A 23,106-nucleotide genomic window follows, 5' to 3' on the forward strand; every position below is an offset into this window, starting at 1 on the left:
CTGCCTTTATGCCTGTGCACGGGTGACGCAGAGCGTCACAGGATGGGTTCCCACGCAGCGCGTGGGAACGAGCATAGTTGTCAGTGTTTGCTCTGGTCCTGAGGCATCGCCAGCAGCTGTTTTTCCTGGTTCCAGTCGAACGGTTCGTCGTTCTGTTCGGCTTCATAGCGACGTTCTTCCAGGGCCTGGTACAGGTCCAGTTCTTCGTCGGGCATGAAGTGCAGGCAGTCGCCGCCAAAGAACCACAGCAGGTCACGGGGCACCAGGTGGGCGACTTGCGGGTAACGCAGGATGACCTGGCTCATCAGGTCCTGGCCAAGGTACTGGCTTTCGATCGGGTCGATTGGCAACAGGGCGCGTAGTTCATCGAAGCGCTCCAGAAACAGTGCGTGGCTTTCCTCGGGCACCTGTTCGGCTTCGCCGACGGCAACCAGGATGCTGCGCAAGTGGTCGAGCAAGACGAGATGATCGGCAACGACGTTGGACACGAGATAAGGCCTCTAAAGCAAAAACGGGCGCGAGAGTATAAGCCTCTCGCGCCCGTTTTTATATGACCGCTCGACTCAGCGGACTTTACCCTCTGCCTGCATCAGCTCTTCCTTGCTGAAATCATCCACGTCGATCACCTTGCGTCGCGCAGCTTCGGCATCGCGCAGAGTTTGCGCCTCGGCCGGTTGCAGCACGCCGGCCTGCAACGCCGCGTCGATGACGTGCTCACCGGCCACCGGTTTGACCTGGCCGCTCTTGAGCGCGCTGTGGAGTTTCTTCTGCAAGGGGTGGCTGGCACCGAGCAGGTCGTAGGCATGTTGCAGGGCGCCCACCGGATCTTCTGCCGATTGCGGGCGATAACAGCCGGCCAGCAACTCTTCCAGGGTCGGGTCGCCCTTGGCGCGGCCGATCACGGCGGCCACTTCGGCATCCAGCGCGTCGGACGGCCCGGTATGACGACGCCCGAATGGGAACACAATCACCCGCAGCAGGCAGCCCAGCACCTTGTTCGGGAAGTTGCTCAGCAGCTCATCCAGTGCACGTTCCGATTCACCCAGGCTTTCTTCCATGGCCCAGGCAAACAGCGGCTCCAAGTGGTCCGGCGAGTCCAGGTCGTGGTAACGCTTGAGCGCCGCCGAGGCCAGGTACATGTGGCTGAGCACATCACCCAGGCGAGCGGACAGGCGTTCGCGGCGCTTGAGCTCGCCACCCAGCAACATCATGCTCAGGTCGGCCAGCAGGGCAAAGGCAGCCGCCTGGCGGTTCAGGGCACGGAAGTAACCCTGGCTCAACCGGTTGCCCGGGGCTTTTTCGAAGTGCCCCAAGCCCAGGTTCAGCACCAGAGTGCTGGCGGCGTTGCTTACGGCAAAGCCGATGTGTTGCATCAGCAGGCCGTCGAATTCCTTCAACGCCTGGTCATGGTCTTCGCGACCGGCCAGGGCCATTTCCTTGAGCACGAAGGGATGGCAGCGAATCGCGCCCTGGCCGAAGATCATCAGGTTACGCGAGAGGATATTGGCGCCTTCCACGGTGATGAAGATCGGTGCGCCCTGCCAGTTGCGGCCCAGGTAGTTGTTGGGCCCCATGATGATGCCCTTGCCGCCGTGCACGTCCATGGCGTGGCTGATGCACTCGCGGCCGCGCTCGGTCAGGTGGTACTTGAGGATCGCCGACAGCACCGACGGCTTCTCGCCCAGGTCCACAGCGTTGGCAGTGAGCATGCGTGCGCTGTCCATCAGCCAGGCGTTGCCACCGATGCGTGCCAGGGCTTCCTGGATGCCTTCGAAGGCCGACAGTGGCACGTTGAACTGTTCGCGCACCTGGGCGTATTGCCCGGTCACCAGGCTGGTGAACTTGGCGGCACCTGTGCCGACCGCGGGCAGCGAGATTGAACGGCCGACCGACAGGCAGTTCATCAGCATCATCCAGCCCTTGCCGAGCATTTCCTGGCCACCGATCAGGTATTCCAAGGGGATGAACACATCTTTGCCGGAGTTGGGGCCGTTCATGAAGGCGGCGCCAAGCGGCAGGTGACGACGGCCGATTTCCACGCCAGGGGTGTCGGTAGGAATCAACGCGAGGCTGATGCCCAGGTCTTCTTCTTCGCCCAGCAGGTGGTCCGGGTCATGGGCTTTGAAGGCGAGGCCAAGCAAGGTCGCGACCGGGCCGAGGGTGATGTAGCGCTTCTCCCAGTTCAGGCGCAGGCCGAGGGTTTCCTTGCCTTCCCATTCGCCTTTGCAGATCACCCCGGTGTCGGGCATGGCGCCCGCATCGGAGCCGGCCAGCGGGCCAGTGAGGGCGAAGCACGGGATGTCGTCGCCACGGGCCAGGCGCGGCAGATAGTGGTTACGTTGTTCCTCGGTGCCGTAGTGCAGCAGCAGCTCGGCCGGGCCCAGGGAGTTGGGGACCATCACGGTGGAGGCCAGGTCACCGCTGCGGGTTGCGAGCTTCATGGCGACCTGGGAGTGGGCATAGGCGGAGAAGCCTTTGCCACCGTACTCCTTGGGAATGATCAGGGCGAAGAAGCCATGGGTCTTGATGTGTTCCCAGGCTTGCGGCGGCAGGTCCATGGCCTGGCCGATTTCCCAGTCGCTGACCATGGCGCAGAGTTCTTCGGTGGGGCCGTCGATGAACGCCTGCTCTTCCTCGGTCAATTGCGCCTTGGGGTAGGCCAGCAATTTGTCCCAGTCGGGGCGGCCACTGAACAGTTCGCCGTCCCACCAGACGGTACCGGCATCGATCGCATCGCGCTCGGTCTCGGACATCGGTGGCAGCACTTTCTGGAACCAGCTGAACAGCGGCTTGGTGAAGTATTGGCGGCGCAGGTCAGGCAGCAACAAAGGCGCGGCCACCACGGCCAGGAGCACCCAGAAGATCAGCAGCAGCCAACCCGGTGCGTGGCTCCAGGCGCCCATCGCCAGCAGGTAGACGGCGACCACGCCCAGGGCGGGCAGGGGGGCAGTACGGCGGTGTGCCAGGTAGGCAATGCCGACCACCAGCACCAGTATCCACAACAACAGCATATTCAATCCTCCGTGAACCAGGGGCGAAACCACCAGGGAGCTTAGTCGGCATCCGAACAAGCCGGGTGATCAGGGTGTAACAAGGTGTACTGGGCAACCCATCAGCCGGCGCCGGCATTTGGCCGAATCGTCGTTATCTCTCGGGCAGGCCTGGTGGTTAAACTCCAGGCTCCCCTCGGAGATCAAGCTCATGAATACGTACTTGAGTCCCAGCCGCTTCATCGATAGTGACCACCCTGTGGTGGTGGAGTTCGCCGAGAAACATCGCGGAACCCGCCCGGATTTAAGTGACCAGGCAGTCAGTCTTTACTACGCGGTGCGTGAGGCCATTCGCTACAACCCCTACACCTTCAGCCGTGACCCCGACACCCTGAACGCCAGCTTCGCCCTGGCGGCTGGCGAAAGCTACTGTGTGCCCAAGGCCACCTTGCTCGCTGCTTGCGCACGTCACTGTGGTATCCCTGCGCGCATTGGTTTGGCGGACGTACGCAACCACCTGTCCACACCGCGGCTGCTCGCCCTGCTCAAAAGTGACGTGTTCGCCATGCACGGTTATACCGAGCTTTACCTGAACGGCCGCTGGGTCAAGGCCACTCCGGCGTTCAACCAGCAACTGTGCGAAGTGTTCGACGTGCCGCCGCTGGAATTCGATGGCCTGCACGACAGCGTGTTCCACGCGTTCAATCGCCAGGGCCAGCGTTCGATGGAGTACGTGGTGGACCACGGGCAATTTGCTGATGTGCCCGAAGCATTTTTCTTCGCGCACATCCGCCAGTGTTACCCGCACTTGTTTGGCGACGATGCGCCCACCTTGCTCGGTGATATGCAGGGCGATTTAAGCCGCGGCTGAACCGGCGTATGCTGCTGCCTTCATCAAGCCATGTTCATCAACGATAAGGCGCGGTCATGCTGAAGATCTGGGGTCGTAAAAATTCATCAAACGTCAGGAAAGCACTGTGGTGCGCCGAGGAACTCGGCCTGGACTATGAAGCAATTGATGCGGGCGGGGCTTTTGGTGTGGTCGATACCCCGCAATACCGGGCCATGAACCCCAATGGCCGGGTGCCGGTGATCGAAGATGGCGACTTTGTGCTGTGGGAATCCAACGCCATCGTGCGTTACCTGTGCGCCAAGCAGGCATCGGACTTTTACCCCAGCGACCTGCAAGCCCGGGCCAATGCCGAGAAGTGGATGGACTGGACCACTTCCACGCTCGCCGACCCGTTCAAGGCGGTGTTCTGGGGCATCGTGCGCACCCCGGCTGACCAGCAAAACTGGGACAGTATCAATGCCGGGCGCCAAGCCTGTATCGATGCGCTCAAAACCGTCGAACAAGCCCTCGCCGAGCAACCCTACCTGTCCGGCCAGGCGTTCGGCATGGGCGATATTCCCTTGGGCTGCTTCATCTACGCCTGGTTCGAGATGCCCATCGAACGTCCCGCCATGCCCCATCTGGAGGCCTGGTACCAGCGCCTGCAACAGCGCCCGGCCTACCGCAAGGCGGTGATGACCGCGTTGACTTAATACACACTATTAATACGGGTGACTGTACTTGTGCGGCATGGGCACGCACCATGCTCGCACTGCATCGCAGGTTGAACTACCTGGGGTATGCCTTCATCTATTCTTTCTATTCCCTTCTTTGGTGCGTATTCCCATATGAGTTCCGCTCTGTCCATCCGGCAGCTAACCAAAACCTACGGCAACGGTTTCCAGGCCCTGAGTGGTATCGATCTGGACGTTGCCGAAGGTGACTTCTTCGCCTTGCTCGGCCCCAACGGTGCCGGCAAGTCCACCACCATCGGCATTCTCTCCACCCTGGTCAACAAGACCAGCGGCACGGTGAATATCTTCGGGCATGACCTGGACAAATCCCCGGCGGCGCTCAAGCGCTCCATCGGCGTGGTGCCCCAGGAATTCAATTTCAACCAGTTCGAAAAGACCTTCGACATTGTGGTGACCCAGGCTGGCTACTACGGCATTCCGGCGAAAGTCGCCAAGGAACGCGCCGAGCAGTACCTGACCCAATTGGGCCTGTGGGACAAGCGCGACGTGCCTTCGCGCTCGTTGTCCGGTGGCATGAAGCGCCGCCTGATGATCGCCCGCGCCCTGGTGCACGAGCCGCGCCTGTTGATCCTCGACGAACCTACCGCCGGCGTGGACATCGAGCTGCGCCGCTCGATGTGGACCTTCCTCACCGAACTAAACGAGAAGGGCATCACCATCATCCTCACCACCCACTACCTGGAAGAGGCTGAGCAGTTGTGCCGCAACATCGGCATCATCGACCACGGCACCATTGTCGAGAACACCAGCATGCGCAACCTGCTGGGCCAGTTGCATGTGGAGACCTTCCTGCTCGATCTGAAAAACAACCTGTCGGTGGCGCCGCAGTTGCTCGGCTACCCCAGCCGGCTGGTGGACAGCCACACCCTGGAGGTGCAGGTGGATAAGGCCATGGGCATCACCGCGTTGTTCACCCAGTTGGCGACTCAGAACATCGAAGTGCTGAGCCTGCGTAATAAAACCAATCGCCTTGAGGAGTTGTTCGTGTCCCTGGTGGAGAAAAATCTGGCGAAGGTGGCGGTATGAGTTCCGAACTGCAACCCAACCTCGTCGCGCTGCAAACCATTGTCTATCGCGAAGTGAAGCGCTTCACCCGGATCTGGCCGCAAACCCTGCTGCCGCCAGCGATCACTATGGTTTTGTACTTCGTGATCTTCGGTAACCTGATCGGCCGGCAAATCGGCGACATGGGTGGTTTCACCTACATGGAGTACATCGTGCCGGGCCTGATCATGATGTCGGTGATCACCAACTCCTACGGCAACGTAGTGTCGAGTTTCTTTGGCAGCAAGTTCCAGCGCTCCATTGAAGAGCTGATGGTCTCGCCGGTGTCACCGCACACCATCCTGATCGGCTACACCTTGGGCGGCGTGTTGCGTGGCCTGATGGTGGGGGTGATCGTGACGCTGCTGTCGCTGTTCTTTACCCACCTGCAGGTGCATCACCTTGGGGTCACTATCCTGGTGGTAGTCCTCACGGCGACGATCTTCTCGCTGCTGGGGTTTATCAACGCCGTGTTTGCCCGCAACTTCGATGATATTTCCATCATCCCGACCTTCGTGCTGACGCCGCTGACCTACCTGGGCGGGGTGTTTTACTCCATCACCTTGCTGCCGCCGTTCTGGCAGACCGTGTCCCTGGCCAACCCGGTGCTGCACATGGTCAACGCCTTCCGCTACGGCATTCTGGGCGTGTCGGATATCAAGATCAGCGTGGCGATCACCTTCATGATCGTGGCCACCATCGTCTTGTATATCGGTTGTGCGCGGTTGCTGGTGAGTGGGCGTGGGATGCGTACCTGATGTGGGATTGGAAATAACAAAACGGCCTCATCAGAGGCCGTTTTTTATTGGATGCACACCGAATAAATGTGGGAGCTGGCTTGCCTGCGATGGTATCGACTTCGCTTGACGGGTGTACCGAGGTGTCTGCATCGCAGGCAAGCCAGCTCCCACATTTTGCTCGGTGCACGCGCTTTAGTTTTTCAGTGCCAGTTCGATCAGGGCATGCAGTTCTTCTACCGCCAACGGCTGGGCCGAAAACAGAATACGAAACACCGTCGGTGCGGCGAGCAGGTTGATCAAATGGTCAACGCTCGGCGGCTGTTCCTGCGGATAACGATCCACGATCACCTGCAACTGCCCACTCAGGATGCTCACGCAATACCCAGGCGTGGGGCTGCTTTGCACGTCGCGCATCATGTTGCGGCCTACGTCCGAACTCATCTCATCCAGGTATTGCTCGGCCCAGGCTTGCAGGTCGCCACGCAGGCTGCCGGTGTTGGCCGGTTCGGTATCGGGGCGCATACGGGCCAGGGCGACGTCGGCGAGCAGTACTGACAGATCGCCCCAGCGCCGATAAATGGTCGACGGCGTGACGCCTGCACATGCCGCAATCATCGGCACAGTGACGCTGGACCGCTCATGGGTTTCCAGCAGTTCGCGCACCGCCCTGTGGACGGATTCTTGTACCCGGGCACTACGGCCCCCCGGGCGGAGGCCTTCTTTAATCGCCATGGGCAAGACCTTAACACAAAGAATTTGCTTTAAGCGCCAGCGAGTAGCACACTTCACAAAAGCAAAATATTAGCTTTAGCGGAGCGTGCCCATGTCCAGCGTCATCTCTCAACGGTCCAGCCTGGCGTTTCTGGTGATCACCGTGCTGACCTTTCTCGCTGCCTCCAGCGCGCCGACGCCGTTGTACCAGGTGTATCAAGACCACCTGCATTTTTCGGCGGCCATGCTCACGGCCATCTTCGGCGTGTATGCCGTGAGCCTGCTGGCGGCGCTGCTCACCGTGGGCTCGCTGTCGGATTATCTGGGGCGCAAACCGGTGATCTTCGCCGCGCTGCTGCTCAATATCGTGGCGATGTTGCTGTTTATCGTTGCTGACAGCACCAGTTGCCTGCTGGCCGCACGCGCGTTGCAGGGTTTTGCGACCGGCACGGCGACCGCGGTATTGGGTGCGACGCTGCTCGACACCGACCGCATGCGCGGCCCGATGCTCAACAGCCTTGCACCGATGCTCGGCATGGCCAGTGGTGGCCTGGGCAGTGGGCTGCTGGTGGAGTTCGCGCCGTGGCCAACCCAATTGATCTATTACACCCTGCTGGGCTTGATGGTGTTGCAGGCCCTGTATGTGTGGCGCCTGCCTGAAACGGTCAGCCGCATACCGGGTGCCTTTAAATCGCTGGCGCCGACTCTGCATGTGCCACCGCAAGCGCGCCGCGCGTTGTGGCTGGCGATGCCATTGAATGTGGCGGTGTGGGCGCTGGGTGGGTTCTTTTCCTCGCTGGCGCCGTCGTTGGTGCGCGTCGCCACGGGTTCGACCTCGCACTTGATCGGCGGCGGGCTGGTGGCGGTGGTGACCTTGAGCGGTGCGGTGATGATCTACAGCCTGCGCAACCACGCGGCTGACAGGGTGATGCGCGTGTCGGCTGCACTGCTGGCCATGGGCGTGGGGTTGCTGCTGGTTGCCGTAAACACCGCCAGCCTGTGGCTGTTCTTTGTCGCCAGTGTGATCGCAGGCCTGGGCTTCGGCGGCGGTTTCATGGGCAGTGTGCGCAGTATCGTGGGCCTGGCGTTGCCCCATGAGCGGGCGGGCCTGATGTCGGCGTTCTATGTATTGAGCTACCTGGCATTCTGCATACCGGCGTTATTGGCGGGGAACCTGAGCCGTGTGTTTGGCCTGATCGCGACCACGGACGGCTACGGTGCGGTGCTTATCTTGCTGTCTCTCGGCGCGCTTGTTGGGTTGTTGTGGCGGGACACGGCGCAGGCAAGGGCGAGGGCATGATTGCGATGAATATAGGTAAAATAGATAACAGTTAGAGATATTACCCGTTATATAGATATTCGATCAGGTTCTATCATGGCTTCAACCTCACATGAGGAAGAGGATTAACCCATGACCTGCTCGACCACTCACCGCTACAAACCCTTCAGTCACCTGGCCCGTCCCCGGGAAGTGATTCGCCAGTTCACCCCGAACTGGTTCGCCGCGACCATGGGCACCGGCGTGCTGGCGCTGGCCTTGGCTCAGTTGCCAGTCAACTTGCCAGGTTTGCACGCTGTCGCCGAGGGCTTGTGGCTGTTCACCATCGGCCTGTTTGTACTGTTCAGCGTGCTCTATGCCGCCCGCTGGGTGATGTTTTTCCACGAGGCGCGACGCATCTTCGGGCACTCCACCGTCTCGATGTTTTTCGGCACCATCCCCATGGGGCTGGCGACCATTCTTAATGGCTTGCTGCTGTTTGGTCTGCCGCGCTGGGGCAGTGATGTCATCCCGCTGGCCGAAGCCCTGTGGTGGCTGGACGTCGCCATGTCCCTGGCCTGTGGCGTGCTGATCCCGTTCATGATGTTTACCCGCCAGGAGCACAGCATCGACCAGATGACCGCCGTCTGGCTGCTGCCTGTGGTAGCAGCCGAAGTGGCGGCGGCCAGCGGCGGCTTGCTCGCGCCGCACCTGTTAGACGCCCATTCTCAACTGGTGACGCTGGTGACCAGCTACGTGCTGTGGGCGTTTTCCCTGCCGGTGGCGTTCAGCATCCTGACCATCCTGATGCTGCGCATGGCCTTGCATAAGTTGCCTCACGCCAATATGGCGGCGTCGAGCTGGTTGGCGCTGGGCCCCATCGGCACCGGTGCCCTGGGCATGTTGCTGCTCGGTACGGATGCCCCTGCGATCTTCGCCGCCAATGGCCTGGCCAGTGTCGGTGAAATGGCCCACGGCCTGGGCCTGATTGCGGGCATCACCTTATGGGGCTTCGGTTTGTGGTGGATGTTGATTGCGGTGTTGATCACCCTGCGTTACCTGCGCGCCGGTATCCCGTTTAACCTGGGCTGGTGGGGCTTCACCTTCCCGCTGGGCGTCTATGCCCTGGCGACGCTGAAATTGGCGAGCCTGCTGCAGCTGGAATTTTTCAATGTGTTTGGCAGTGTGCTGGTGGTTGCGCTGGCGCTGATGTGGCTGATCGTGGCCAAGCGCACCGTGCAGGGCGCTTATAAAGGCGAGCTTTTTGTTTCGCCTTGTATTGCCGGGCTAGCGAATAAGTAAGCAGGATTAGGTAAAGTCGTGGCCTGATAAATAAAGGCCACGCAGGAACACGGACGACGATGAGCCATCCTTCCCAATTTACCTTGCTGCGCACGCGGCGCTTCTTGCCGTTTTTCATTACTCAATTGCTGGGCGCGTTCAACGACAACATCTTCAAGCAGTCGCTGATCCTGGCCATTCTTTACAAGCTCACCATCGAGGGCGACCGCTCCATCTGGGTCAACCTGTGCGCCTTGTTGTTTATCCTGCCGTTCTTCCTGTTCTCGGCGTTGGCTGGGCAGTTTGGCGAGAAATTCAACAAGGACGCGTTGATCCGCGCGATCAAGATCGGCGAGATCGTGATCATGGCGGTGGGCGCGGCGGGCTTTTTGACCAATCATCTTGAGCTGATGCTGCTGGCGCTGTTTGCCATGGGCACGCACTCGGCACTGTTCGGCCCGGTGAAATACTCGATCATGCCTCAGGCATTGCACGACGATGAGTTGGTCGGCGGTAATGGCCTGGTGGAGATGGGCACGTTCCTGGCGATTCTGGCTGGCACCATTGGTGCCGGGATCATGATGTCTTCCACTCATTACGCGCCGGTGGTGGCGGTGGCGATTGTGGCCGTGGCGGTGCTGGGCTACCTGGCCAGCCGTAGCATCCCGCGCGCGGCGGCGTCGACACCGCAACTGCGCCTGGACTGGAATATCTTCACGCAGTCCTGGGCGACGTTGCGCATGGGCCTGGGGCAGACGCCGGCAGTGTCGCGCTCGATTGTCGGCAACTCATGGTTCTGGTTTGTCGGCGCGATCTACCTCACGCAAATCCCGGCCTATGCCAAGGAATGGTTGTACGGCGATGAAACCGTGGTGACCTTGATCCTCACGGTGTTCTCGGTGGGCATCGCCCTGGGCTCGATGCTGTGCGAAAAACTCTCCGGGCGTAAGGTGGAAATCGGCCTGGTGCCGTTTGGCTCGTTTGGCCTGACCGTATTCGGCCTGCTTCTGTGGTGGCACTCCGGCGGCTTCCCGCAGAACGTGCAAGCCAACGATTGGCTCGCGGTGCTCAGCTATGGCCAGGCGTGGTGGGTGCTGCTTGATATCCTCGGCCTGGGTGTGTTCGGCGGCTTTTACATCGTGCCGCTGTATGCGCTGATCCAGTCGCGCACCGCCGAGAACGAACGGGCTCGGGTGATCGCCGCCAACAACATCCTCAATGCACTGTTCATGGTGGTTTCGGCCATCGTTTCGATCCTGCTGTTGAGCGTGGCCAAGCTGTCGATCCCCGAGTTGTTCCTGGTGGTGTCGCTGCTCAACATCGCGGTTAACACTTACATCTTTAAAATCGTCCCCGAGTTCACCATGCGCTTCATGATCTGGCTGCTCAGCCATTCCATGTACCGCGTGGAGCATCGCAACCTGCAAGCCATCCCGGATGAAGGCGCGGCGTTGCTGGTGTGCAACCATGTGTCGTTTGTCGATGCGCTGTTGATTGGCGGTGCAGTACGTCGGCCGATTCGCTTTGTCATGTACTACAAGATCTACCGCTTGCCGGTGCTCAACTTTATCTTCCGCACCGCCGGGGCGATTCCGATTGCCGGGCGCCATGAAGACATTCAGATCTACGAACAGGCGTTCGCGCGGATTGCCCAGTACCTCAAGGACGGCGAGTTGGTGTGCATCTTCCCGGAAGGCAAGCTGACCGCCGATGGCGAGATGAATGAGTTTCGCGGTGGGGTGACACGCATCCTGGAGGAGACGCCGGTGCCGGTGATCCCGATGGCGTTGCAGGGGTTGTGGGGGAGTTTCTTCAGCCGCGATCCTAACAAGGGCTTTTTCCATCGGATCTGGTCGCGGGTGGTGTTGGTGGCGGGTGAGCCTGTGGCTGTGGAGGCGGCGACGCCTGAGCAGTTGCGGGTTGTGGTGGGTGGTTTGCGGGGGAGTGTCAGGTAGTTTTTCGTTGTTTGCCAGGGCCTCTTCGCAGGCAAGCCAGCTCCCACCTTTTGCATTGTGAATACAGTCAAATGTGGGAGCTGGCTTGCCTGCGATAGCGGTAGTGGCTTATGTCGAGATCTTGAGGCCAATCAGCCCGCAAATAATCAACGCCACACTGGCCAACCGAAACAGCGCCATGGATTCTCCAAACAGGATAATTCCTGCAATCACGGTGCCCACGGCGCCGACGCCGGTCCAGATGGCGTAGGCGGTGCCCAGCGGCAGTTCCTTCATGGCCAGCCCCAATAGCCCAAGGCTGACGGCCATGGCGGCAATCGTCAGGGCGGTGGGCAGCGGCTTGCTGAACCCGTCGGTGTACTTCAGGCCGACGGCCCAGCCCACTTCAAACAACCCGGCAAAAAACAGAATGATCCAGGACATGATGACCTCGCTTCTATCAAAGTGGGGTCGTCCCCGGGTAAGCGCTTGATAGCGTCGCGAGGTCGTCCCCGCGAAGTTCGGTAGAGTGCCGAAATTGAACCAGGCGATCAAGCTACGGCGTGGTTTCCAGGGCGCGCCGGTCTTCCTTTTCGCTCATGCGGCGGAAATAGGTCGACAGCAATGCGCCGGAAATATTGTGCCAGACGCTGAACAACGCACTGGGCACCGCCGCCAGTGGCGAAAAGTGCGCACTGGCCAGCGCGGCACCCAGCCCGGAGTTCTGCATGCCCACTTCCAGGGCCAGCGACTTGCGTTGCGCCAGGGGCAACTTGAACAGGCGCCCGGTGAAGTAGCCCAACAGGTAACCGAAGCTGTTGTGCAGCATCACCACGGCCATGATCAGCAGGCCCGACTCGGCAATCTTGCCTTGGCTTGCAGCAACCACGGCCGCGACGATGATCACAATGCTGACCACCGATACCAGTGGCAGCACGTCCACCGCGTGCCTTACCCGATCACCGAGCAAACGCTGGGCGACCACGCCCAGTACGATGGGCAACAGCACCACTTGCAGGATCGACCAGAACAGCTCCATGAACGACACCGGTAGCCAGGCCGAGGCCAGCAGCCAGATCAATGCCGGTGTGAGCAGCGGCGCGAGGAGGGTGGTGACCGCGGCAATCGCCACCGATAACGCCAGGTCACCCCGGGCCAGCCACGTCATGACGTTGGACGACGTGCCGCTTGGGCAGCAGCCGACCAGGATCACACCAACGGCTATTTCCGCTGGCAAATGGAACGCCTGGCACAGCAACCATGCCACGCCCGGCATGATCACGAAATGCGCGACCACGCCCAGCGCCACGCGCCACGGGTGGCGAGCGACTTCGGCGAAGTCTTCCAGTTTCAAGGTCAACCCCATGCCGAACATCACCAGGCCCAGCAGTGGGACGATGGCGCTTTTCAGGCCGATGAACCAGCTGGGTTGGAGAAAGGCGACGACGGCGAAGATCAACACCCAATAGGCGAAGGTGTTGCCGACGAAGCGGCTCAAGGCGGCGAGTGCTCGCATGGGGAGGTCCTTGTTATTAGAGTGTTGGATAGGGCGATGCAATCCAATGTGGGAGCTGGCTTGCCTGCGATAGCGGTGTATCAGTCGGCACTACTCGGGCTGACACTCCGCTATCGCAGGCAAGCCAGCTCCCACACTGACCGTGCCCACAGTGGATCGGTGTTGTTTAGATGCCCTGTGGTGTCTCTTCGCCGCCCAGTGCCTCAACCAACGCCGGCAGGAAATCGCCGAAGGTCAGCATCATCAAGGTAAAGCTGGCATCCAGTTGGCCCAGGGCTTCATCACCACCGTCCTGTTCCGCCTGGTCTTGCAGCAGGTCTTCGAACTTCAGGCGCTTGACGGTCATCTTGTCGTCGAGCATGAAGGACAACTTGTCCTGCCACGCCAGGGACAGTTGGGTCACGACCTTGCCGGTGGTCAGGTGCAGCTGGATCTCTTCGCTGGTCAGGTCCTGGCGCTTGCAACGCACGATGCCGCCGTCTTCGTGGGTGTCGCGCAGTTCGCATTCGTCGAGAACGAAGAAGTCATCGGCCGGTTTCTGGGTGGTGACCCAGTCGGTCATGATTGCAGTCGGAGCGGTTTTTACCGTCAGCGGGCGGACGGGCAGGGTGCCGATCACTTCGCGCAGGGTGGAGAGCAGGTCTTCGGCGCGCTTGGGGCTGGCCGAGTTGACCAGGATCAGGCCCTGTTTTGGCGCGATCGCAGCGAAGGTCGACGAGCGACGGATAAAGGCGCGAGGCAGGAAGGCCTGGATGATTTCATCCTTGATCTGGTCGCGCTCCTTCTTATAGACCTTGCGCATCTGCTCGGCTTCGATCTCTTCCACTTTCTCTTTAAGTGCATCACGCACCACGCTACCCGGCAGGATGCGTTCTTCCTTGCGGGCGGCGATCAGCAGGAAGTCGCCGCTGACGTGAACCAGGGGAGCATCTTCACCTTTACCGAAAGGTGCGACGAAACCGTAAGTGGTCAACTCCTGGCTTGCACAAGGGCGCGCCAGTTTGGTGGCCATGGCCGCTTCCAACGCCTCGGCATCAACAGGCAGATCTTGGGTCAGGCGATAGATAAGCAGGTTCTTGAACCACATGGGGTGAGTCTCTCCTCTATACAAAGGGGGGCATTATTCTCTTGATCAGGCCGCAGGCCAACCCTGCCTAAGCCATTGGAAGGGCTGAAAAAAAAGATTTAAGAAAGTGCTTGCCAGACTTAAGGTCGCTCCGTAGAATGCGCGCCACACCGAAACGAAGGGTGATTAGCTCAGCTGGGAGAGCGTCTGCCTTACAAGCAGAATGTCGGCGGTTCGATCCCGTCATCACCCACCATTCGCTTCAAGTGTTACGCGCAGCGGTAGTTCAGTCGGTTAGAATACCGGCCTGTCACGCCGGGGGTCGCGGGTTCGAGTCCCGTCCGCTGCGCCATATTCGGTCACCTGGAACGCTGAACGCCAGGTAACCACAGAAAGCCCGCTCATCGAGCGGGCTTTTTTCTGTCCGAAATATGGCAAAAAATCGTGCGCTAAACTTTTTTTAAATAAATTGCATTTAAATCAAGACATTACGATTTTTTGGTGTATGATGCGCCCACACCGAAACGAAGGGTGATTAGCTCAGCTGGGAGAGCGTCTGCCTTACAAGCAGAATGTCGGCGGTTCGATCCCGTCATCACCCACCATTCGCTTCAAGTGTTACGCGCAGCGGTAGTTCAGTCGGTTAGAATACCGGCCTGTCACGCCGGGGGTCGCGGGTTCGAGTCCCGTCCGCTGCGCCATATTCGGCAACCTGGAACACTGAACGCCAGGTAGCCACAAAAAACCCGCTCATTGAGCGGGTTTTTTTTCGCCTGCGATTTAACGCACCTTACGGTGCGTTGCGGCTGTGGCGGTAGTCGCTGACGGCTTCGTACACCGCTTTGCGCAACCGGTTGATGCCGCCGATGGGGCGGTGCGCTTCCAAGCCGAACCAGGGGTTGAACGACTGGTTATCGCACGCCAGGTTCTGCGCTGGCGTGTCGAAGTCTTGGGCGGGAATCCTGACCTTGGCCACGGTTTCATACGGTGCGTCGCTTTCCTTCCATTCGATGCTGGTGTCTTCGATGGGCATGAACGCCTGCGGGTTTTGCCGCTGGATCTGCAGCACAAAACACGCCTCTACACGGTCGGTGGACAGTTGCTGGTTGAGCGCGCTGCGCAGGAAGTTGGGCAGGTCCTGGTTCTGTTTTGGCAACACATAATCCGGGCAACTTTGCGGGTCGGGCGCGACGCGAAACTTGGCGTTGGCCGTGCCGAACTTATAAGGCGACACTGAAAAATAGGTCGTTTGCGTCGGGCTGGCCGGGGCGGGCGCCAGGGTTGCCAGGGCGATAAACAGGTGACGCACTTGCCAGCTGCGCGGGTCGAGCTTGGGAAAGAACGCCAGGACCTTCTTGCCGTCCGCTTGCGCACCGATGTTCTGCGCGTACTCCGCAACATCGCTGACAAAGAAGTTCGGATGGCTGAACATCACGAAATCCTGCTCGGTGCGCGCTTGCTGGTCGGCCATCAGTTGCTTGCCCGGCACATCCAACAGCTTGATCGCCATGCCGCGGGCATCGCGGATGCTGTCGAATTGCGGGTAGGCGTTGCCGTTGGACAGGCGCATCGTCGCCTGCCAGGTCTTGCCCGGCTCGGCGAACACACCCTGGCGCAAGGCCGGGTCGAGATCCGCCAGGACGCTGACCTCGGCTTTCACACAGCCATGGGCCTTGGCATGGGCATCGCGCAGGTAGCGGGTACCTTCGCGATGCTGGTCAACGATGCGCACGGCCGTCTGGATGATGCCTTGGGTCATCGCCGCTTCACCCGGCGGGATCTGTTCCTTCACCGACACCGGGCCCCTGTGCTGCCAGGCGAACCAGGCCATGGCCAGCACCCATCCCAGCAGGCCCAGGCCCAGCAGCCACAACAGGGTTTTACCCACAAAGGCGCCAAGGCGCAGCCAGAGACGAGCAAGCATGGAGCGGTCCTTGTTTTGCGATCGGATAATCATGGCAGTTGTTGCTCCAGCGGGCCGCCCAGCACCTTGAGGTATTCGAGCAGCGCCCAGCGTTCCTGCGGCAGCAAGCCCCGGCCGATCACGCCATTGCCACGTTCGCCGGCACGGAATTCGTGGCCGCTGTTGTGGTTGCCGGTGATTCTGGTATCGAACAGGAAGGCATTTTTGAAGGCGGTGGTCTCAAACCCCAGGTGGCGCGGGTCGTAGTTGAAGGTGCCTTTATAGAAGGTGGTGCTGCGTTCGTCCTGGGGCGAGAGCAGTTGGTAAATCGTCGGCACCGAACCGTTGTGCAGGAACGGCGGTGTGGCCCATACGCCGGCCAGTGGTCGCGCTTTGTAGGCGCGCAACTCGCGCACGCCGATGGGCAGGCCGAACCCGTCCAGGCCTGGACGCTCAGCCGGGGTGACGCCGGCCGCACGGTAGGCATGCTCTTCGACGAAGGCGGTGACATAGGCCAGGCCCTGGGCTACCGACATTTTTTTCAGGTCCAGCGGCGCGGTGGGGGTGGGGTGCAGTTCGACATTGAGTTGGGCCAGTTCGGCCGGGTCCCATTGCAGGGCACTGAGGTCATAGCGTTGGTCGGCAATGTTGTTGGCTGTGCCGGGGTCGGTGCCGATGTAGTCCACCGGCAGCATTTTCAACTGCTGCACCGGGCGGCCGTTTTCTTGGGTAACGGTGGGCAGGTGGCAGCCGGCGCAGTTCTCGGCAAAGAGTGTGCGGCCCTGGGCGGCGAGGGGTTTGTCGATGGCACCGAACAAGTCTTGCGGCCAGGTCGGCGGCTTGAGGCGTTGCAGGGTTTCTTCGATCAAATGCAGGTCGCGCACCCGTACGCTGGACGGGTAGCGGGCGTCGCCTTTGAGCGGTTGCCCGGCTGCGTCGAAGAACGCCAGGGTCGCGCCAACGCCAAGGGCTTCGCCTATGTTGCGCGCCATGGGCTGCTGGGCCGAGCCATTCCACTGCACCCAGTCGAAGGTCCAGATGTCCCATAGCTGCGGGTAGTCCACTGGGGCATTGGCGACGCGATAATTGTCAGGGGAAATAGCGTCGCCAAAACTGGCGTTGGCGATGCGCCCAAAGGCGTCAGTACGGCCCGGGCCCTCTTCGGTGGGGTAAAGGCCGCGATGGGTGTCATTCCAGGCGACTTTGAGGAACTGGTTCAGCGATTGCTTGAAGTCTTTGCGCAGTTGATCGCGCTGAGCATCGTACTGATCCCCCAGCACCTTGTGGGCAAAGCGCTCGAACTTCCATGGGTTGTAATAGGTAGCAGCCAGGCTGGCGACCAGGGCCTGGCCGAAACTGCCGCCGCGCAACGTGGGAACGCTGGAGGGCAGCACGTGCTGCGCCGAGCCACCGTCGATGCGCAGGGCCTGGCCCTTGAAGTGCAATTCGCCGGTATGGCAGGCCGCACAGGTGATATCCAGGTACTGAGCCTTGCTGTCGGCGTTCTGGTGCCGGGCGAAACCTACCGGCAGGTTGCCAGGGTTTTGCGCGGTGGGCGTCTGCTTGGGGTCGACCAGGAAGCCAAAGCGCGCCAGGTACTCCGGCGCGGCAAAGCGTTGCTCGGAGAATGGCAGCTCCAGGGCGGTGAACCAGTCGTAGTGCAGGCCTTTTACTTGGGTGCCCTGGGGCGTGAAGTAGTAGGTCTGGCGGTCGTCGGCACTCCATTGCTCCTGGTAGTGCACCTGCTTCACGGGCACGTAGTCCGGCAGCTTGGGGTTGAGGGTGTAGTAGAGCACCACGGCCAGAATCAGGCCCAGTGCGATCAGTATCAGGAGTAAAACACGGGAAAAAATGCGCAAGATAACTATCCTTGTCGAATTGTCGCGTTGTTATGCCACTGCGCCACAGGTGCGGCAAGTAGCAATTGGCCCGCTATCAGGCGGTCCCGCGATCCGTCGCGGGGCCCCATGATAAAGGGAAATGCTTTTAAACACGTGAACTTATCAGAAGTTTCCTGCTCACATGCCGGTAGCCATTGGTCGTGGCCGCCTGATAAGCTCGCGACTTTATTCGAATGCCCTTATGGCGCATGAACAAGGAAATAGCATGAAACAGCATCGGTTGGCGGCGGCGGTGGCCCTGGTTAGCCTGGTACTTGCGGGTTGTGATTCGCAGACCAGCGTAGAGCTGAAAACCCCGGCGCAGAAAGCTTCCTACGGCATCGGCCTGAACATGGGCAAGAGCCTTGCCCAAGAAGGCATGGACGACCTGGACTCCAAAGCTGTTGCCCAAGGCATCGAAGATGCCGTCGGCAAGAAAGAGCAGAAGCTCAAGGACGATGAGCTGGTTGAGGCGTTTGCCGCACTGCAAAAGCGTGCTGAAGAACGCATGACCAAAATGAGCGAAGAGTCGGCAGCCGCTGGCAAGAAATTCCTCGAAGACAACGCCAAGAAAGACGGCGTCGTCACCACCGCTTCCGGCCTGCAGTACAAGATCGTGAAGAAGGCCGACGGCGCCCAGCCTAAGCCCACCGACGTGGTGACTGTTCACTACACCGGCAAGCTCACCAACGGCACTACCTTTGACAGCTCCGTAGATCGCGGTAGCCCGATCGACCTGCCGGTCAGCGGCGTGATCCCGGGTTGGGTCGAAGGCCTGCAACTGATGCACGTTGGCGAGAAGGTCGAGCTGTACATCCCGTCCGACCTGGCCTACGGCGCCCAGAGCCCGAGCCCGGCGATCCCGGCCAACTCGGTGCTGGTATTTGACCTGGAGCTGCTGGCCATCAAGGACCCAGCCAAGGCAGAAGCGGCTGACGCACCTGCTGCACCAGCCGCCAAGAAGTAATCGGCGCCTGAACACACAACGCCCCGTCTCGACGGGGCGTTGTTGTTTTCGGCGTTGGTCAAACGACGCAAAATTCCCTGTGGGAGCTGGCTTGCCTGCGATGGCGGCCTCCCAGCCGACACCAATCTACCTGACACCCCACGATCCAAATGTGGGAGCTGGCTTGCCTGCGATGGCGGCCTCCCAGCCGACACCAATCTACCTGACACCCCAACGATCCAACTGTGGGAGCTGGCTTGCCTGCGATGGCGGCCTCCCAGCCGACACCAATCTACCTGACACCCCACGATCCAAATGTGGGAGCTGGCTTGCCTGCGAAGACGGCCTCACAGTCGACACCGTAATACCGATTACATATCCATTCCTGCGGTAACGGCCACCTAGGGTTCCGCTCTGACAGCGGCTCACTTTTGAAAAGCGCAAAAGTAAGCAAAACGCTCTTGCCCCACCACTCGGCACCTCGCCTAGGCTCGGTGTGCCCGAACGCAGGCTTGAATCCGTGGGCCGCCGCCACGCGCCATCCATGGCGCGGGGCGGCTAACCCGGCGTCCTGCCGGGTTACCCACGAATTCAAGCCTGCGTTCGGCCAGCGTGGTTTAACGGGGCGCCTGAGATCAAGATCACAAGCAGAGCAAGATCAAGAGCGGCTCGCTTCGCATCGTGGTTACCTGGGGCGGCACATTTGATATCTCTGTCGATTGAACGGCCGCCATCGCAGGCAAGCCAGCTCCCACAGTTGGAGCCCGGGGTGTTTGGGAGATAGGCATCGGCTGGCAGGCTGCCACGGAGGGCAGCGTCGTACTGGAGTCGTACAGATATCTATGACTCTCGCAAGCCAGGCAGCCCCTGATTGAAGCCTCTGCAAATCCAACCGAACGTCCGCAACCGGACACAGTCTGATATAAGACTCGAGCACGGGTAGCCGCACATACATGCCAAGTCAATGAATTCTTGGGTTTTTTTGATGTGCGCAAAAAACGCCCGATCTGACTGTAGGCCTTGTAGTCCGTGGCTTTCAGCCGATAAAACAGGCTCTGTTCACAAGGTTATCCACAATTTGTGTGGATAACCTTTTATGTCGCCTGGAACTGGAGTGCCCTATGAAACCACCGTTCAATTTCACCCGTTTCCTGCCGATGGCCGCGCGCTTGCTCGGCCGTGGGCGTTTGCCAACCCTGTTGTTTGCCGTTGCAGCCAAAGGCTCAAGCCAAGGCAATCGGCTCGGCCAGCTCAAGGATGATCTTAAGTTGCTGCAGGCCCTGTGCCTGGCTTACTGGCGCGGCGAATACCGTGCGATCAGCCCTAAGGCGTTGATCTCGGTGGTGGCGGGGCTGATGTATTTTCTTAGCCCGATTGATGCGATTCCGGATTTTCTCCCCATGTTCGGCATGCTCGACGACATCGCCGTGCTGGCGTGGGTCATGAAGACCCTGAGCGGCGAGCTGAGCGCTTTTCGCGCCTGGCGCGATGCACAACGTCCGGAAAAACTCGCGGTGGTTGAGCGGCTGCCTGCGACGCCTGAGCTGCTGGCCCGGGAAAACCCGCAAAAAAACTAATGTCGCCAGCTATCCCCTGCGACCTTTGTGGCTGTTAGGATTACACTCTTAAGGAAATAACTTACTTAGTAAGTGTTTTTATCCTACGGGGCAGTCATGGATATCCAGATCATTTCACGCGATGGCGAACCCGAGTATGCGGTGTTGCCATGGGACCAGTACCAGGCGCTGCTAAAAGCCGCCGGTCAGTTGCAACCGCCACGCGCTTCTCCTTCTGCTGCGCCCACCGCCTCCGAGCAGGACCTGCGCCCGCTTGCAGCCCTGCGCGGCCTGCGTGAGGCCAAGGGCCTGGCGATCGAGGCCCTGGCACGTACCGTGGGCATCAGCCCTTCGTATCTTGGATTGATAGAAAGTGGTGAACGCCAGCCGGATGCCGCCATTCGCCGCAGCCTGGCCTGGGAATTGGGCGTTGCAGGTTGGAGGGATGAGTCTTGAGCCTACGTATCAGCCGTCAACACTGGGATGGGTTAATCAATGAATTGGACCAGGCGCGTCGCCAGCGCCATTTGCTGACATATCGTGCGCTGCTGGAGCGCCTGCAATTCCCCACGCCGGCCATGCAGACCCTGGCTGCGGCCTTGGAGCACCTGGCGGCGCTGGATGCCAAGGCGGAGCAACCGCTGCGCAGTTCCCTGGTGATCAGCCAGGGCGCCAGCCGCCTGCCGCGCACCGGTTTTTTTGAGTGTGTGGAGCGTCTGGGGCGGTTCAGCGGGCCTTCCGATGGTGTGGCCGCTGCGTCCTGGCATGCATCCGAAGTGGTGCGGGTGTTCGAGTACGAGTACCCGGAATCCGCCGAGGCCTAGAGCGCCTGGGTGCAGCTGTCCATGCTGTCGATCACGTGGATGCTGTAGCCCGCCACATCCTTGGCATGGTGCTTGGCTTGTGAAGCCAGCTCTGCCAACTGGCTGGCATCGAGTTGCGCACAGGCCTGTGGATACAAGTGCACCACGCCGATGGACAGCGACAGCAATGCAAATTCCTGGCGCGCGCCCTGGCGGTTGAGGGCCACGAAGCAGCCAGCCTCAAGGTGCTCTGCGCGGTAGAAGCGTCGGCATTGGGTGTGGAAGTCGTCCAGCAGCTGGTTGAGGCGCTTGCGCCAATCCTGCGGGCCCAGCACCAGCAGAAAGTCATCGCCGCCAATATGCCCGACAAAGTCGCGGCTGGGGTCTACCCGATCGTTCAGGCACTGCGCCAGGCACAGCAGCACTTCATCCCCACGCCCGTAGCCGTAGATATCGTTGAACGGCTTGAAGCTGTCGATATCCACATAGCAGATCACCGACTCGCGCTGTTGCTGCAGCAGCCGGGTGAGGCACTGCTGGATCGGCACGTTGCCAGGCAGCAAGGTCAGCGGGTTGGCGTAGCGGGCCTGCTGGATTTTCAGTTCGGTGATCAATTTGAGCACGTCGATAACCCGGCCCAGCCCCAGATAATCACCGTTCAGGGTGATGATGAAGTCCTCTTCGATGCGTTGTCGTGCGCGGCTGGTCAATAAGCGGCTGACCTGCTGCAAGGACTGGCTCAGTTCCACTGCCAAAAAGTCATCGCTCATCAAGCGGCTGATGGGTTTGCGCGCGAACAAATCGGTGGCGAACGGCTTGAGCAACGCGTCCGACAGCGAATGCCGGTGCACAATGCCGACCGGGCGACCGCAGCCGTCCAATACCGCCAGCGAGTTGAGGTTGGCCTGGCGGCGGAATGATTCCAGCACTTGGGCGGTGGCGGTGTCTTGATCCACGGCGGGCTGCTCATTGAGCAGGGCGCTTAGGTCACTGCCTTCGTCATTGAGGGCCAGCATGGCGTTATCCGGTTTGGGCAGCATCAGGCGCGCTTCCTGCGGCGGCTGTTCTTGAGGGCGGCAGAGCAGGTAGCCCTGGACCAGGTCGACGCCCATTTCGGTCAACACCGCCAGTTCTTCCGGCAACTCGATGCCTTCGGCAATCACTTGGGCGCGGGACGCCTTGGCGATCTGCAGGATGGAGCCGACAAACTCGCGCTTGAGGGCGTCCTGGTGAATGCCGTCGATAAAGTGCCGGTCGATCTTCACGTAGTCCGGGCGCAGTTCCGACCACAACCGCAAGCTCGAATAACCGGCGCCCAAGTCATCCAGTGCGATGGCAAAGCCCATGTCGCGGTAGTGGTGCAAGGCGGTTTGCAACAGCGCGAAATCGTCGGTGGGCGCCTGCTCGGTGAGTTCGATCACCACGTGACTGGGAGAGATGCCGAAATCGCGCAACAGTTGCAGGGTGCGCCCTGGCTGATGCGCGTGCTCCATCAAGGATTCCGGCGAGATATTGAGGAACAGCTTGCCGGGCAGTTTCTGCTCGCTGAAGCGCCGGCATGCGCTCTCTCGACACGCCATGTCCAGTTCGCTCAGGCGCCCGGCATGGCTGGCCACCGAGAACAGCGCGACGGGGGAGTGCAGCGGGCTGTTGGACGGGCCGCGACTGAGGGCTTCGTAACCGAGGATGCGCCGCTCTGACAGGCAGATGATCGGTTGGAACAGGCTGTGCAAACTGCCTTGAGCCAGGATTGAGCCCAATGCATTCAGCTGTTCGGTCATGGTCATGGCGGTCTCGATCAAAAAAAAGGACCGCAGGCGTAAACCTGCGGTCCTTTTATTTCACGACAGAATGATGTCTATATGATGACACTCCGAGGAGCGATCACATT

20 protein-coding genes and 4 tRNA genes are annotated in these 23,106 nt (G+C 60.4%); 15 read left to right on the forward strand and 9 right to left on the reverse strand.

Translation table 11 applies throughout. The features are described 5' to 3' along the window. Nucleotides 1-80: 80 nt before the first annotated feature. Nucleotides 81-488, reverse strand: coding sequence for a PA2817 family protein (locus V8689_RS09900; RefSeq protein WP_056788442.1), 408 nt, complete (start codon nt 486-488; stop codon nt 81-83). Between the two features lie 75 nt (nt 489-563). Then, a complete protein-coding gene (locus V8689_RS09905; protein WP_056788440.1) occupies nt 564-3,011 on the reverse strand; it encodes an acyl-CoA dehydrogenase in 2,448 nt (815 codons plus the stop codon). Nucleotides 3,012-3,201: 190 nt separating this feature from the next. Between V8689_RS09905 and V8689_RS09910 the strand changes: the two genes are divergently transcribed. The 4 genes from V8689_RS09910 (at nt 3,202) to V8689_RS09925 (ending at nt 6,379) form a co-directional block, all read left to right on the forward strand. After that, nucleotides 3,202-3,861: a transglutaminase-like domain-containing protein gene (locus tag V8689_RS09910; protein ID WP_056788438.1), complete on the forward strand. Its 660-nt coding sequence runs from the start codon at nt 3,202-3,204 to the stop codon at nt 3,859-3,861. 56 nt (nt 3,862-3,917) lie between these two features. Further along, nucleotides 3,918-4,535, forward strand: a complete 618-nt coding sequence (locus tag V8689_RS09915) for a glutathione S-transferase family protein (RefSeq protein WP_056788436.1) — start codon at nt 3,918-3,920, stop codon at nt 4,533-4,535. Nucleotides 4,536-4,670: 135 nt separating this feature from the next. Beyond that, a complete protein-coding gene (locus V8689_RS09920) occupies nt 4,671-5,603 on the forward strand; it encodes an ABC transporter ATP-binding protein (RefSeq protein WP_014717781.1) in 933 nt (310 codons plus the stop codon). Next, nucleotides 5,600-6,379, forward strand: a complete 780-nt coding sequence (locus tag V8689_RS09925) for an ABC transporter permease (protein ID WP_003190115.1) — start codon at nt 5,600-5,602, stop codon at nt 6,377-6,379. The genes V8689_RS09920 and V8689_RS09925 overlap by 4 nt, the downstream gene beginning before the upstream one ends. 174 nt (nt 6,380-6,553) lie before the next feature. On the opposite strand, the gene V8689_RS09930 is transcribed toward V8689_RS09925, so the two are convergent. After that, nucleotides 6,554-7,093 (reverse strand): TetR/AcrR family transcriptional regulator, encoded by a 540-nt coding sequence (locus V8689_RS09930; RefSeq protein ID WP_056788434.1) that lies wholly within the window; start codon nt 7,091-7,093, stop codon nt 6,554-6,556. A 91-nt stretch (nt 7,094-7,184) separates the two neighbouring features. Between V8689_RS09930 and V8689_RS09935 the strand changes: the two genes are divergently transcribed. The 3 genes from V8689_RS09935 to V8689_RS09945 all read left to right on the forward strand — a co-directional run bounded on the left by V8689_RS09935 (nt 7,185) and on the right by V8689_RS09945 (nt 11,566). Then, nucleotides 7,185-8,372 (forward strand): MFS transporter, encoded by a 1,188-nt coding sequence (locus V8689_RS09935; protein WP_056788432.1) that lies wholly within the window; start codon nt 7,185-7,187, stop codon nt 8,370-8,372. A gap of 111 nt (nt 8,373-8,483) precedes the next feature. Beyond that, nucleotides 8,484-9,632: a TDT family transporter gene (locus V8689_RS09940; protein WP_056788430.1), complete on the forward strand. Its 1,149-nt coding sequence runs from the start codon at nt 8,484-8,486 to the stop codon at nt 9,630-9,632. A gap of 59 nt (nt 9,633-9,691) precedes the next feature. Continuing rightward, nucleotides 9,692-11,566, forward strand: coding sequence for an MFS transporter (locus V8689_RS09945; protein ID WP_056788428.1), 1,875 nt, complete (start codon nt 9,692-9,694; stop codon nt 11,564-11,566). Between the two features lie 108 nt (nt 11,567-11,674). Here the strand turns inward: V8689_RS09945 and sugE are convergent, their stop codons facing one another. From sugE to rdgC, 3 genes are all read right to left on the reverse strand, one after another. Beyond that, nucleotides 11,675-11,989, reverse strand: coding sequence for a quaternary ammonium compound efflux SMR transporter SugE (gene sugE / locus V8689_RS09950; RefSeq protein ID WP_010211634.1), 315 nt, complete (start codon nt 11,987-11,989; stop codon nt 11,675-11,677). 112 nt (nt 11,990-12,101) lie between these two features. Beyond that, complete coding sequence (locus V8689_RS09955; protein WP_003190129.1) at nt 12,102-13,061, reverse strand: bile acid:sodium symporter family protein; 960 nt, start codon at nt 13,059-13,061, stop codon at nt 12,102-12,104. Between the two features lie 166 nt (nt 13,062-13,227). Continuing rightward, nucleotides 13,228-14,148 carry a recombination-associated protein RdgC gene (gene rdgC, locus V8689_RS09960; RefSeq protein WP_020301078.1) on the reverse strand — a complete coding sequence of 307 codons (921 nt, stop codon included), beginning with the start codon at nt 14,146-14,148 and terminating at the stop codon, nt 13,228-13,230. A gap of 159 nt (nt 14,149-14,307) precedes the next feature. Here rdgC and V8689_RS09965 point away from each other — a divergent pair. From V8689_RS09965 to V8689_RS09980, 4 genes are all read left to right on the forward strand, one after another. Next, nucleotides 14,308-14,383, forward strand: a tRNA-Val gene (locus V8689_RS09965). Nucleotides 14,384-14,402: 19 nt separating this feature from the next. Further along, nucleotides 14,403-14,479: transfer RNA gene (locus tag V8689_RS09970), tRNA-Asp, on the forward strand. Nucleotides 14,480-14,656: 177 nt separating this feature from the next. After that, a tRNA-Val gene (locus tag V8689_RS09975) sits at nt 14,657-14,732 on the forward strand. A gap of 19 nt (nt 14,733-14,751) precedes the next feature. Next, nucleotides 14,752-14,828 (forward strand) — tRNA-Asp (locus tag V8689_RS09980). Between the two features lie 89 nt (nt 14,829-14,917). Here V8689_RS09980 and V8689_RS09985 read toward each other — a convergent pair. Beyond that, the gene (locus V8689_RS09985; RefSeq protein WP_056788620.1) at nt 14,918-16,051 is read right to left on the reverse strand and encodes a catalase family protein; all 1,134 of its coding nucleotides are present in this window, start codon (nt 16,049-16,051) and stop codon (nt 14,918-14,920) included. A 29-nt stretch (nt 16,052-16,080) separates the two neighbouring features. After that, nucleotides 16,081-17,889, reverse strand: coding sequence for a di-heme-cytochrome C peroxidase (locus tag V8689_RS09990; RefSeq protein WP_056788426.1), 1,809 nt, complete (start codon nt 17,887-17,889; stop codon nt 16,081-16,083). A 247-nt stretch (nt 17,890-18,136) separates the two neighbouring features. On the opposite strand from V8689_RS09990, the gene V8689_RS09995 reads away from it, so the two are divergent. The 4 genes from V8689_RS09995 to V8689_RS10010 all read left to right on the forward strand — a co-directional run bounded on the left by V8689_RS09995 (nt 18,137) and on the right by V8689_RS10010 (nt 21,236). Further along, nucleotides 18,137-18,877: an FKBP-type peptidyl-prolyl cis-trans isomerase gene (locus tag V8689_RS09995; protein ID WP_003190133.1), complete on the forward strand. Its 741-nt coding sequence runs from the start codon at nt 18,137-18,139 to the stop codon at nt 18,875-18,877. Nucleotides 18,878-19,977: 1,100 nt separating this feature from the next. Then, nucleotides 19,978-20,433 (forward strand): YkvA family protein, encoded by a 456-nt coding sequence (locus V8689_RS10000; RefSeq protein ID WP_056788425.1) that lies wholly within the window; start codon nt 19,978-19,980, stop codon nt 20,431-20,433. A gap of 96 nt (nt 20,434-20,529) precedes the next feature. After that, nucleotides 20,530-20,868 carry a helix-turn-helix domain-containing protein gene (locus V8689_RS10005; RefSeq protein ID WP_044273065.1) on the forward strand — a complete coding sequence of 113 codons (339 nt, stop codon included), beginning with the start codon at nt 20,530-20,532 and terminating at the stop codon, nt 20,866-20,868. Then, nucleotides 20,865-21,236: a hypothetical protein gene (locus tag V8689_RS10010; protein ID WP_003190138.1), complete on the forward strand. Its 372-nt coding sequence runs from the start codon at nt 20,865-20,867 to the stop codon at nt 21,234-21,236. Before V8689_RS10005 ends, V8689_RS10010 begins: the two co-directional genes overlap by 4 nt. Here the strand turns inward: V8689_RS10010 and V8689_RS10015 are convergent. Continuing rightward, on the reverse strand, nt 21,233-23,002 hold the full coding sequence (locus tag V8689_RS10015; protein WP_032892566.1) for a bifunctional diguanylate cyclase/phosphodiesterase: 1,770 nt from the start codon (nt 23,000-23,002) through the stop codon (nt 21,233-21,235). The genes V8689_RS10010 and V8689_RS10015 overlap by 4 nt on opposite strands. Nucleotides 23,003-23,106 lie beyond the last annotated feature (104 nt).

This window comes from Pseudomonas sp. AK181 (genome assembly GCF_051122975.1).
Taxonomy (GTDB): Bacteria; Pseudomonadota; Gammaproteobacteria; order Pseudomonadales; family Pseudomonadaceae; genus Aquipseudomonas; species Aquipseudomonas lactis.